The sequence below is a fragment of the Xanthomonas cucurbitae genome (assembly GCF_002939885.1).
GTDB lineage: Bacteria > Pseudomonadota > Gammaproteobacteria > Xanthomonadales > Xanthomonadaceae > Xanthomonas > Xanthomonas cucurbitae.
Window position 1 is genome coordinate 1 of record NZ_MDED01000060.1, and the last position, 11,892, is coordinate 11,892.

Sequence of the window (11,892 nt, forward strand, 5' to 3'; positions counted from 1 at the left end):
TGAAAACGGCGAAAATCGAGGGTCTGAACGAGTTTTACGCGACCCAGGACGGCTTTTTCCGTCTCCTGGCTGCGTTGATCAGACAATCCCTACCTCACCGGGGTCCAGCGCGGCAGCGCCGTCCGCCTGCTCGATGCGCTGTGGGGCGGCACGATGCTGGTGGTGGGCGTGTTGGCGGTGCTGCGCCAGATCGACGATCGCGGCTGGATCGCGCTGGTGCCGCTGGTAGGGGCGTTGGTGATGATCTGCGCGTGGATCCTGCAACACGCCTGGCGTCTGCGGTCGCTGGGTCAGCTGTTGCTCGGGATCTCGGGGATCGTCTGGGCCGCGACGGTCCTGCAGTCGGTGGTGCTGCCGTGGGAGTGGCTGCCGTGGGACAGCTTCCGCTACAGTTCGGCCGGTTCCATCCCGTGCAGCGTGATGCTGCTGCTGTTCTTCGGCGAGCGTTTCGTGGTGGACCGGGAAGAAGCCGTGCGCCTGCAGCGCGATGCGATCGGCCTGGAGCGCGTGCGCATCCTGCAGGACATGCACGACGGCATGGGCGCACAGCTCATCACCGCCAAGCGGCTTGCGTTGCGTCCGGAGGTGGCGCGCAGCGAACTGGCACGGGTCATCGACGAATCGCTGCAGGACCTGCGGCTGATTATCGACTCCCTGGATGTGGCTCAAGGCGACGTGCTGCCGTTGCTGGGCAACCTGCGCTTCCGTCTGCAGCCACGCCTGGCGGCATTGGGCATCGTGCTGCGCTGGGAGGTGCAGCCAATTCCCGCAGTGGAGGCGCTGGGTCCGGCAGGAGCCTTGGCAATCCTGCGCATCGTGCAGGAATCGATCAACAACGCTCTCCACCATGCGCATCCCACCGAGCTGTGCCTGGCGGTGCTGGCCGATCACCGCGAGGTGGTCATCCGGGTCGGCGACGACGGCTGCGGTTTCGATCCGGCACAGGCATCGCGTGCCGGGCGCGGAATGAGCGGCATGCGGCTGCGGGCCGCAAAGATCGGTGCAGTGCTCGCCGTCGAAAGCGCACCTGGCCAGGGGACGCGGGTGACGCTGCGGATCCCGCTGACGCCTGCCGATTCGCGGTGATCTGAGACGTTCTGACGGGTTGGCATCCTGGCGTAATCGCACGATGCGCCGTCGCCCGGCCTGCAGTGACGCACGCGCCGGTGATGTCATCTTCAGCGGAGTGGACCATGTCAGCCGTCTTTACCAAGCGCAGTGCGCCGCGACCGGCCCGATACAGCAACGGTGCCAGCGAATCGGAATTGCTGCTGACCGATCCCGACATCAACAGCATGGCCGACGCCGTGGTCGATGCCGATGCCGACGATTTCGATTGGGTTGGCAGCGTTCCAGGGCGGCCCAGTCCGTACCGCACCACCTGGAATCTGGTCTATGCAGCCAGAAAACCCGACGGCAAGGGCGGCTTCGAGGTCGCCTGTGGCGAGGGCGGCGACGGGACGATCAAGTTGAATGGCCAGTTCCAGGAAATCGGCGCCGCATCCACGCCCCATGGGCAACTCCGCAAGCCTCCGGTCTGCCACGTCATCCCCTGGGTGCTATTGTCCGTTGCACTGGACGAGCATGCGCAGCTCGCCAAGAAAGTGCTCAAGAGCGAGTTCAAGCGCTTCGTGTGCTGGGGCGAGGTGGGCAATCTGCGCACCGGGCACAACGGTTGCAACGCGGGTGGCAGCAAAGTCACCGTGCTGACCGCCACGTCGTCGCAAAAAGGCCAGGCGTCGTTGTTCGTTACCGGCTGTGTCACGAGCTACGAGGGGTTGTACGGTTCCAGGTTCGAGACGTGAGTGCATCCTGGGTGAAGCTCGCCAGTACCGCCTGCCCGATGCCGGCGCCGGCGTAGCAACCGGCGTTGCAGGCCGCCATCGCCCCCCACGCGGCTGCGGCACACGCCATCGGCGCGTTGTCGCCGAGAAGGGCCGGGCACGCCCGGCGCATCAACCGGTCATCTTTCGCCTGTCCGGCCTGCTCGCCAATGCGGGATACTGCCCCTTCACGCAGGCGGGATGGGGCCGATGGCCGAGCTGCAGATCACCGAGTTGTTGCAGGCCTGGCAGCGCGCCGAGCCCGGCGCGGGCGACGCCCTGGCGCGCCAGGTCTACGAAGTGCTGCGCACCACGGCGTTGCGCGAGTTGCGACGCGACGGGCGCACCGGTCTGCAGGCGACCGAGTTGGTGCACGAGGCGTGGATGCGGTTGGAACAGGGCCAGCAGGCGTTTCGGTCGCGCCGCCATTTCTATGCGGTGGCGGCCTTGCAGATGCGCCACCTGCTGGTTGACCTGGCGCGCCAGCAGGCCAGTGCAAAACGGCTTGGGCAGGCGGTGACGCTGACCATCAGCCTGTCCGATGGCGCACCGCGGCCGGAGGCGCTGATGCTGGTAGCCGATGCGTTCGACAAACTGGCGCAGGTGGACGAGCGCAAGGCCAGGGCGTTTGCACTCACCGAGCTGGTAGGGTTCAGCGTGGCCGAGGCGGCCGAGCAACTGGAGGTGTCGGTGCCCACGTTGGAACGCGACCTGCGCTTTGCACGGGTATGGCTGGCGGCGCAGTTGTGAGCGTGCCTGCCACCGCCTGGCAGCGGCTGGAGACATTGTTCCACCAGGCCTGCCGGTTGCCGGCCGATGAGCGCGAGGCCTTCGCGCGGACCCAGGCCGGCCCCGATGGGGTGTTACGAGACCAGTTGCTGGCAATGCTGGCGGTGGAAGCGCATGCCACCTTGCGCCTGCGCGCACCGCTGAGACAGGCCGCCGCGGCGTTGCAGGCACCGCTGCCGGAGCTGCCGGTGGGCACGCGCTTTGGCGCATGGGCGATCGACCGCCTGCTCGGTGCCGGCGGCATGGGCCAGGTGTACCTGGGGCACCGCGCCGATGGCGCCTACGAGCGCGAGGTGGCGATCAAGCTGGTGGCCGCCGATGCGCTGGATGCGCAGGGCCGGGCCTTGTTCGAATTCGAATGCCGGCTGCTGGCGCAGATGGTGCACCCGGCCATCGCGCAGATCCACGACGTGGGCAGCGATGACCAGGGGCGGCCGTACCTGGTGATGCAATACCTGCGCGGCGAGCCGATCACCTGGTGGTGCGATGCGCATCGGTTGTCGTTGCAGGCGCGCGTGCTGCTGATGCTGCGGGTGGGCGAAGCGGTGCAGCATGCGCATCAGAAAGGCGTGATCCACCGCGATCTCAAGCCCAGCAATGTGCTGGTGAGCGAGATCGATGGCCGCCCGATGCCGGGGGTGATCGATTTCGGCATCGCCATCGATGCCGCCAACCCGGGCGCGACCACCGCGCAGGCGCGCGGCACCCCCGGCTACATGAGCCCGGAACAGGCACGCGGCGCGCAGGACGTGGATGCGCGCAGCGACATCTATGCGCTGGGCGCGATGCTCCATGAGTTGAGTTGCGGGCTGGCGCCGGTGGCCGGCAGCGACGGCCTGCCGCAGCCGCCATCGCAACGGGTGGCGGCGGTACCGGCCGATGCGCGCGCACGCATCGTCGCCGCGCGCGCCACCTCCGCCACGCGTCTGCAACGGCAGCTGCGCGATGGGCTGGATGCCATCGTGCTGCGCGCAATGGCGCCGCAGCCGGTGGCGCGCTATGCGTCGGTCTCGGCGCTGATGGACGATCTGCATCGCTGGCGCGATGGCCACCCGCCACGCGCCTTGCAGGCCGGCGGCTGGTTGCGGTTGCGCAAGTTCACCCAACGTCACCGCAATGGCGTGCTGGCCGGCGCGCTGGTGGCGATCGCCTCGATGGTTGGTCTGGGCGCCACGGTGTGGTCGCTGCAACAGGCCGCGCGGGATGCGCAACGCGCGCAGGTCACCGGGGAGTTCATGGGTTCGGTGCTGTCCAGCGTGGACCCGGCGGTGGCGCAGGCACTGGACAAGACGCTGATGCGGCGCGTGCTGCAGCAGGCATCCTGGCGTGCCGCAGGCGAGCTGGCCGACCAGCCGCAGGCGCGGACGCAGATCGAACTCACCCTGGGCCGCAGCCTGATCGCGCTGGCCGACTATGCGCAGGCAGTGGCACACCTGCGTACCGCGCAGGTGCTGGCACGGCAGAGCGACGGGGCCGACAGCCTGCCTGCGTTGAGGGCCAGTGCCATGCTTGGCCAGGCGTTGGCCGGCGCTGGCCAACCCGACCAGGCCGAGCGGGTGCTGCGCCAGGGCATTGCCCAGGCCGCACGCGGCGATGCCCTGCAACAGGCGCTGGGCAACGAACTGCGTGCGCGGCTGGCATGGGTGCTGCGCGAGCAAGGACGCATGGGCGAGGCCATGACGCAGAGCCGGCAGGCGTATGTCGCCGGCCTGGCCAATCCGGCCAGCACCGCCGATCAGCGCATCGATGCCGGGACCGTGTATGCCGGCATGCTGGCCGAAAGCGGGCAGTTGCCGCCAGCGATCGCCCTGCAGCGCAGCCTGTTGCGCGAGCGCATGGCCTTGCACGGGGCGGCGCATCCACTGGCATTGTCGATGCGCAACACTCTGGCGCAGTGGCTGTTGATGCAGCACGACTTTGCCGGCGCCGAGACCGAACTCACCGCGCTGCTGCAGATCACCGACACGCTGTATGGCGACACGGCCGCCGACACCTTGATGGCGCAAGCCAACCTGGCCGGGGCATTGCGCCAGCAGGGCAAGCTGGCGCAAGCCGGGCCGCATTACCGTGCCGCGCTGCAGCGTGCGCGCGTGGCCTTCGGCGAGGACGCCCCGGCCACCATCACCTATCGCAGCCATCATGCCGACTGGCTGCACGCGGTTGGTAGGGTGGCAGAGGCGCTGGCCGAGCAGCGTGTGGCGCTGGCGTCTTCGCTGCGCGTGCTGGGCCGTGCGCATCCGCAGACGGCCGAGATCCTGCGCGGCATGGCCGACGCCGAACAGGCGCTTGGCCGCAGCGCCGATGCCCGCGCACATGCCTTGCAGGCCGCGCAGATCCTGGCCGGCATGCACGGCGCTGGCGCCGCGTCGCTGCCGGCCGCGCGGCCGGTGCTGGCACTGTCCGCGTCGGCCGAGCCCGTCCCGCCCGGTACCGCCAGCGAGCGCGTGGCCGCGCCACGCTGAGACGGATTGTCGGGTGGCCGGCAGCCGAACCCGGCACAGTGCCTGCCACCGATCGACTTCCTGCAGTGCCATGCAACCTGCCGCACGCCTGACCGACCTGCATGTCTGCCCGATGGTGACCGGCGTGGTGCCGCATGTCGGCGGCCCGATTCTCGGGCCAGGGGCACCAGCGGTGTTGATCGGTGGCCTGCCCGCCGCGCGCCTTGGCGATACCGCGCTCTGCGTCGGTCCGCCGGACAGCATCGTGGCCGGCGCGCCCACCGTGCTGATCGCCGGGCAACCGGCCGCGCGCCTGGGCGACAGCACCGCGCATGGCGGGGTCATCACCCTGGGGTGTTTCACCGTACTGATCGGTTGAAGCGTCGCGGTCATGACGCGATGCGCGGCACGGCATCGCGCAATGTGCGCGTCACCGGTCGGTACCCCGCATGCGCTGCCTCGCCCAGCGCCGCCCTGCAAGGGCGCACCACCTTCATGACCATGCCCAGGACAGCCCCGATGCACACCGCCGTCAGCCCGCCTCCGGACACCTTGCAGCAGGCCATCGCCGCGCATCGCGGCGGCCAGCTCGCACACGCCGCGCAGTTGTACGCACAGGTGCTGGACGCACATCCCGCCGATGCCGACGCGCTGCATTTCCAGGGCGTGCTGTTGCACCAGCGCGGCGACAGTGCCGCAGCGGTGACAGCGATCACCCAGGCGCTGACGCTGGCCCCGCACCAACCCGATGCCTGCAACAACCTGGGTAACGTGCACCGCGAGTGCGGGCGGTTGCCCGATGCCGAGCAGTGCTATCGCCGCGCGCTGGCGCTGGCACCTGCGCATGCCGATGCGCTGGCCAACCTGGCTGCCGTGCTGGAGGCGCAGCGACAGCCGGAACAGGCCTTCGTCACCTATGCGGCGCTGCTGCACACCTACCCGGCCTCGGCGCAGGCGCATTATCTGCTCGGGTTGTTCCTGCGCAACAACGCGCAGGCAACCGAGCACCTGCAGCAATCGGTGGCGTGTCTGCAGCAGGCCTGCACGCTGGCGCCGGAGCATCTGCCCGCACGCGAAGCGCTGGGCACCGGGCTGTACCTGCTTGGCGAGCATGCCCAGGCCCAGGCGGTGTACCGCGCATGGCTGGCATGCGACCCGGGCAACGCGGTGGCCGTGCATATGCTGGCGGCCTGCGGCGGAGCGGCTGCGCCACCGCGTGCGGGCGACACCTACGTGCGTGCCCTGTTCGATGGCTTTGCCGACAGTTTCGACGAACAGTTGCTGCACAACCTGGACTACCGTGCGCCGCAGCGCTTGATGGAGGCGTTGGCCGCCTGCCTGCCTGCACCTGTCGCCGCATTGGCCATCCTGGACGCCGGCTGCGGCACCGGGCTGTGCGCACCGCTGCTGCGGCCCTACGCGCAGCGGTTGGTTGGCGTGGATCTGTCGCCTGCGATGGTGGACAAGGCGCGCCAGCGCGGTGGCTACGACGTGCTGGAGGTGGCCGAACTCACCGCCTATCTCCAGGCTGCGCCCGCGTGTTGGGACGTGCTGGCATCGGCGGACACGCTGGTGTATTTCGGCGCCTTGCACACGGTGCTGGCCGCCGCTGCCGGTGCGTTGCGCGCGGGTGGCGTGCTGGGGTTCACGGTGGAGGCATCGGAGTCGCCGCATGACCTGGTCGAACTCGATGCCAGCGGCCGTTATCGGCACAGCCAGGCGCATGTGCTGGCGGCCCTGTACGGCGCCGGGCTGCAGCCGGTTGCGATCGACCCTGCGGTATTGCGCAGCGAGCGCGGCCAGCCCGTGCACGGGTGGGTGGTGACCGCGCGGGCGCCGGCGGTGGGTTGAGACGAAATGTCGGCTTTGCCGACGGCAGGCATGTGAGCATGCTGCCGGCGGCCGACCCGGCCGGCGGACAGGCATCGGTGCAAGCGCACGCTGCATGCCGGCCACCGCGCGCGCCGCTCACTCACCTGTGGATGCTTCGATGCCACGCACCATCACGCTGCACTCGGACCTTGGCGCGCGCCTGCGGCTGTCGCGCCTGCAGGCGCACGAGGCATTGGGGCAGCTGTTCGACTACCGCATCGAGGCCTTGTGCACGCAACCGCAACCGGACCTGCGCGCGCTACTGGGCACTCCGGTGGCGGTGGAGCTGGCCGACGACACCGGCGCGCAACGCTGGTATCACGGGATGGTGGCCAGCTGTGCGCAGGCCGGCGTCAGCGTGGTCGATGCAATCGCCTACACCGTGCTGGAGCTGCAGTTGGTGCCGCGGCCGTGGCTACTCACCCAGCGCCGCGACTGCCGCATCTACCAGGACCAGAGCGTGCCGGAGATCGTCGCCAGCGTGCTGGGCGAGATCGGCTACAGCGATGTGCAGCAGCAACTGAGCGCGCAGTACGCCAAGCGTAGCTACTGCGTGCAGTACCGCGAGGACGATTTCAGCTTCATCAGCCGCCTGCTGGAGCAGGAAGGCATCTACTACTACTTCACGCACGGCCGCACGGCGCACACCCTGGTTCTGTGCGATGCGCTGGGCGCGCACGCGGTGCGCAATGGTGTCGACCGGCTGGCCTACGTGCCGCCGGGCATGGAGGACCGGCAACTGCTGGGCGCGGTGGTCAGCCACTGGCGCGGTGCACGTGCGCTGCACACCACTCAGCACGGCGTGACCGACTACGACCCGCAGCAACCGCGTGCGTCGCTCGCCGCCGATGCCCAGGCCGGTGGAGCCGACCTGCACGGCGTGGACGGGCTGGTCGCCTTCGACTATCCGGGCACGCATGCGGTGCAGGGCGATGGCAGCCGCTACGCGCAGGTGCGCGGCGAGGCGCACAACGTGCAGCGCGCCAGCCATCAGGCCACCACCAATGCTTGTGGCCTGATGGTGGGTGCCCTGTTCGGCTTGCACGGCCATCCGCGCAGCGCGTTCAATCAGGAGTATCTGGTGCTGTCGGCGCAGACCACGTTGGCGGCGTCCGGACAGGACGGCGAGGCGCCGTTTTCCAGCACCGTGCAGGTGATGGAGAGCCGCCTGCCGTTCCGTAGCCTGCAACGCACGCCCACGCCCAGCATCGCCGGCCTGCAGACGGCAGTGGTGACCGGCGAGACCGACGAGGACATCGCGGTGGACGCGCAGGGCCGCGTGCGGGTGACGTTTCACTGGGCTAGCGCGGCGCGCCCGCATGGCGCGCCTTCGTGCTGGGTGCGCGTGGCGTCGATGTGGGCCGGCAAGGGCTGGGGCGCGATGAGCCTGCCGCGGGTGGGGCAGGAGGTGGTGGTGAGCTTTCTGGACGGCAACCCGGACCGCCCGCTGATCGTGGGCAGCGTCTACAACGCCGATCATACGCCACCGTTCGCCCTGCCCGACAACAAGACCCAGAGCGGCGTGCGCAGCCGCAGCCTGCTCGGTGGTGCGGCCGACTTCAACGAGCTGCGGTTCGACGACAAGGCCGGCGCCGAAGAAGTCTACCTGCGTGCACAGCGCGACCTGCGCCAGGACGTGCAGCACGATCACACCGCCACCGTGGACAACGATCAGCTAATCACGGTCAAGCACGATCGCAAAGCGCGCATCGACAACAATGACAGCGTGGATGTCGGCAAGAAACTGCTGCTGCAGGCCGGCGAAGAGATCGAGCTGGTGACCGGCAGCGCACGGCTGGTGATGAAGCGCAACGGCGAGATCGTGCTCAGCGGCGTCAAGATCCTGATCGATGCGAGCTCGGAGGCCAAGACCACCGCCACTGCCATCAAGCTGATCGCCAATGCGCAGCTGCAGGCCAAATCCCCTGCCACCGAAGTGGCCGGCGATGGCACGCTGAAGTTGTCTTCCGGCGGCATGCTCAGCGCCGAAGCCGGCGCGTCGGCCACGCTCAAGGGGCCGCTGGTCAGCATCAAGGCCGATGCCCTGGTGCAGGTCGGTGGCGGCCTCATCATGATCGGATGAGCGCGCCCATGCTTTCATTGGCGCAGGCATGTGCGCAGATGCAGCTGTCGGCGCCGGCGCGCGCGCGGCTGGCAGCGCCGCTCGCGCCGCAAGCGGCGGTGCGCGCGTTGCTGGCCGATGGCCACGACGAGGATGCGATCAAGCTGCTTTCGCGCCTGCTGCCCAAGCGCTATGCGGTGGCCTGGCTGTGCCAGTGCGTGCGCGGCGAAGCACTGGAGGACGAAGACCGCGCCGGCGCGGCGCTTGCGGAAAAATGGGTGCGCGACCCCAGCGAGGCGCATCGCCGCGCGGCGCAGGCGTTCGCGCATGCCGGCGAGTATGTCTCGCTGGGCGCCTGGCTGGCGGCGGCGGTGGCCTGGTCCGGCGGCAGCCTGGCACCGCCGCAGCAGGCCACTGCGGTGCCGCCGGCCGAGTACCTGACCGCACGCGCGGTGGCCGCCGCCATCACCTTGCTCGCGGCGCGCCAACCCGCCGAGTTGGCGACGCGCCGCAGCGGCTATGCCATGCATGCGCTGGAGCTGCTGGCCAATGTGCAGGCGCCATGAGCGCGCTGCCGCCAGGTCCGGCGTTGTGCACGCGGCGCGCGCTGGGGCGCGCTGCGGGGTGGCTGGTCGGCGCGATGCGCGGCGCGTGGCCATCCATCACAGCACGGGTGCATCAAGCCCTTGTGCATCAGTTCTCGCGCCTCGGGCGTCGCCATGCGGCGGCGCGGTGGGCCGCCGCTGACCCGTTCCATCGGCGCGCCGCCGTCGATGGCCTGACGCCTGCACATGGCGTCCATCCTTGTTTGCAGGAGCCCGTGTCGTGTCCAGTTCGCAGTTGATCCTCACCGTCAGCGGCGCGCCTGCCGCGCAGTTCGGCGCCAACGCGCAGAAGCGGTTTGCCGGCAGCGGCGGCAGCATCGGCCGCTCCGACGAAAGCGATTGGGTACTGGCAGCGCCGGGCATCTCGCGCCTGCACGCGGTGGTGCGTTTCCTCAACGGCATGTACTTCATCGAAGACCGCAGCACCAACGGCATGTCGCTCAACGGGACGCCGTTGACACGCGCCGACCCCTGCGCGCTGAGCGATGGCGACCGCCTGCAGCTGGACAGCTTCGAGATCCAGGTGCAGGTACAAATGCAAGCATCGTCCACCCCGGCGGGCACACGGCCGGCCTTGGACCCCTTGCTGGAGGCGATGGACGACCGCACCCAGGTCGCGCCGCCGCCAGCGCCGGTGCGTGCTGCCGCAGCGGCCAGTCCGTTCGATCTGCTGGACTTCGGCGCGCCGGTGGCCAAGCATCCTGCCATCGACGATTCCCTGGAGGGGATGCTGTCCGGTGCCACGCCGCGCGAACTGGATCCCTTGCGCCTGCTCGACCCCGTCGCGGCCCCGGCGCCCAACGTGGCGCCGGTGGCGTGGAATCACAGCAGCGCCGGCCACGACCATTTCCGCCCGCCGGCCAGCGGGCAGGTGCGCGCCACCTTGCCGGAGAACTGGGACATGACGCTGGGCGACTTCGCACTGGTCACGCCCACGGCATCGCAGGCTTCGCACGCCACACCCGCACCGGCGTTCGCGGCGCCGCCACCGGGCAGCACGGCCGCCCCCACGTTGCAGGTGCCGCCGGAGCTGGATCGCCTCTTCGCCATCGTGGTGGATGGAGTGATGGACGTGCTGCGTGCACGCGCGGAGATCAAGAACACCTTCCGCCTGCCGGTCACGGTGATCCAGCGTTCGGAGAACAACCCGCTCAAGTTCGCCGCCACCGCCGAGGACGCCCTGCAGAAACTGCTGGCCCCGCCCAGCCCCGCGTTCCTGTCCGGGGTGCCGGCCTTCGAAGACGCCTTCGACGATATCCGCTGCCACCAGATGGCGATGCTGGCCGGCATGCGTGCGGCCTTCGACGCGATGCTGTTCCACTTCAGCCCGGACCGCCTGGAGCAGGAGGCCGACGCCGGCGGCAAGCGCCTGGGGTTTGGCGGCAAGGGGCGTTACTGGGAGCGCTATCGCGACCACTTCGACCAGCTGCGCGGCGACCCGGACGACTGTTTCCGCAGGTTGTTCGGCGACGAGTTCGCCCGCGCCTACGAGGCCCAGCTGGCACGCCTGAAGTCGGCACGGCGCCAGCCGGCGCCGCGCTAAGCCGGCAGTGCCGCGCTGCGCATCCGGCCCGTAGTGCCTGAGACATTTTGACGGGTGCATCTGGCCGATGCGCCGCACAATCGCATCATCGACGCGATCCATCGGGGCCTGGCCAGTGCAGCCATCGCGATCGCCAGCGGCGTGCAGCCGACCAACAACATGACGAGCGCGCATGCACGCGGTGCGGTGGCGCGCGACGTTTCCTGAGCGAGTGGATCATGCGCAACAACAAGGTCGTGTGGAGCGAGGGCTTGTTTCTGCGCCCGCAGCATCTGCAGCAGCAGGAACGCTACCTGGAGCGCTATGTCGATCTGCGTGCGGCGCGGCTGCGGCCGCATGCCTGGGGCGTAAGCGAACTGGAATGGGAAACCGATCTGCTGGCAGTGGGCAAACTGGGGCTGCGCCGGGCACGCGGGGTGTTTGCCGATGGCACGCCGTTCGCGATGCCGGGCGACGATCCGTTGCCGGTGGCCATGGAGGTGGAGCCTAACTGCCGCGACCAGATCGTCTATCTCACCCTGCCGCTGAAGGTGCCGGCGCAGCCGGAGCTGGGGCGCCCGGAATCGCCGGCCGATCAGTTGTTCCGCTACCGCGTGCGCGAAACCGAAAGCGGCGATGCGTCCGGTAGCACCGCCGAGGCCGTGCTGATGGAAGTGGGCGGCCTGAGAGGGTGTTTACATAATTAACCAGTCAGCCGCGCCAGCAGCAATCGCGCTTGAGCCAGCCATACCCACGCCTCGGCCACCTTGGGCAGCCG

Annotated in this window: 10 protein-coding genes and 1 pseudogene; all 11 read left to right on the forward strand. The window is 69.4% G+C overall.

The window, feature by feature from the left end:
- The first annotated feature begins 153 nt into the window (after window positions 1-153).
- The gene (locus XcuCFBP2542_RS17945) at window positions 154-1,086 is read left to right on the forward strand and encodes a sensor histidine kinase (RefSeq protein ID WP_104605503.1); all 933 of its coding nucleotides are present in this window, start codon (window positions 154-156) and stop codon (window positions 1,084-1,086) included.
- 179 nt (window positions 1,087-1,265) lie between these two features.
- Window positions 1,266-1,805 (forward strand): hypothetical protein, encoded by a 540-nt coding sequence (locus XcuCFBP2542_RS17950; RefSeq protein WP_146090360.1) that lies wholly within the window; start codon window positions 1,266-1,268, stop codon window positions 1,803-1,805.
- Window positions 1,806-2,033: 228 nt separating this feature from the next.
- A complete protein-coding gene (ecfK, locus tag XcuCFBP2542_RS17955; protein ID WP_104605507.1) occupies window positions 2,034-2,573 on the forward strand; it encodes an ECF-type sigma factor EcfK in 540 nt (179 codons plus the stop codon).
- A complete protein-coding gene (locus XcuCFBP2542_RS17960) occupies window positions 2,552-5,074 on the forward strand; it encodes a serine/threonine-protein kinase (protein WP_104605509.1) in 2,523 nt (840 codons plus the stop codon). Before ecfK ends, XcuCFBP2542_RS17960 begins: the two co-directional genes overlap by 22 nt.
- A 70-nt stretch (window positions 5,075-5,144) precedes the next feature.
- The gene (locus tag XcuCFBP2542_RS17965; RefSeq protein WP_104605511.1) at window positions 5,145-5,432 is read left to right on the forward strand and encodes a PAAR domain-containing protein; all 288 of its coding nucleotides are present in this window, start codon (window positions 5,145-5,147) and stop codon (window positions 5,430-5,432) included.
- Window positions 5,433-5,572: 140 nt separating this feature from the next.
- Entirely contained in the window at window positions 5,573-6,904 is a 1,332-nt protein-coding gene (locus XcuCFBP2542_RS17970; RefSeq protein WP_104605519.1) for a tetratricopeptide repeat protein, read from the forward strand.
- A 139-nt stretch (window positions 6,905-7,043) separates the two neighbouring features.
- Window positions 7,044-9,008, forward strand: coding sequence for a type VI secretion system tip protein TssI/VgrG (gene tssI, locus XcuCFBP2542_RS17975; RefSeq protein WP_104605513.1), 1,965 nt, complete (start codon window positions 7,044-7,046; stop codon window positions 9,006-9,008).
- Window positions 9,005-9,553 carry a DUF6931 family protein gene (locus XcuCFBP2542_RS17980; RefSeq protein ID WP_104605515.1) on the forward strand — a complete coding sequence of 183 codons (549 nt, stop codon included), beginning with the start codon at window positions 9,005-9,007 and terminating at the stop codon, window positions 9,551-9,553. Before tssI ends, XcuCFBP2542_RS17980 begins: the two co-directional genes overlap by 4 nt.
- A 259-nt stretch (window positions 9,554-9,812) precedes the next feature.
- On the forward strand, window positions 9,813-11,135 hold the full coding sequence (tagH, locus tag XcuCFBP2542_RS17985) for a type VI secretion system-associated FHA domain protein TagH (protein ID WP_104605517.1): 1,323 nt from the start codon (window positions 9,813-9,815) through the stop codon (window positions 11,133-11,135).
- 54 nt (window positions 11,136-11,189) lie between these two features.
- Window positions 11,190-11,342, forward strand: coding sequence for a hypothetical protein (locus XcuCFBP2542_RS19650; RefSeq protein WP_158251466.1), 153 nt, complete (start codon window positions 11,190-11,192; stop codon window positions 11,340-11,342).
- An 11-nt stretch (window positions 11,343-11,353) separates the two neighbouring features.
- Window positions 11,354-11,800: pseudogene (tssK, locus tag XcuCFBP2542_RS17990) on the forward strand (type VI secretion system baseplate subunit TssK); the annotation flags it as partial.
- Between the last annotated feature and the right edge of the window lie 92 nt (window positions 11,801-11,892).